The organism is Ramlibacter sp. bp-362 (assembly GCF_054956735.1).
Window position 1 is genome coordinate 1 of record NZ_JBUDXE010000070.1, and the last position, 256, is coordinate 256.

The 256-nt window shown below is 70.7% G+C and carries 1 protein-coding gene; it reads left to right on the plus strand.

Annotated features, from left to right (window positions below; translation table 11 throughout):
- On the plus strand, positions 1–256 hold a 256-nt coding region (locus ACY0MJ_RS22440), incomplete at both ends, for an MFS transporter (RefSeq protein ID WP_462640775.1).

Here is a 256-nt window from a genome sequence, read left to right on the forward strand (position 1 = left end):
TCATCGACGTGTACCCCCTGGTGCTCGCCGGACTCCTCGTCACGATGGGCACGCTGGGCGACCGCTTCGGTCGACGCCGGATGCTGCTGATCGGAGCGACCGGCTTCGCCGCGGTCTCCGCCCTCGCGGCGTTCGCACCGACCGCCGGGCTGCTCATCGCCGCCCGCGCGCTCCTGGGCTTCTTCGGCGCCATGCTGATGCCGTCGACGCTCTCCCTCCTGCGTTCGATCTTCCAGAACCGCGACCAGCGCCGCAT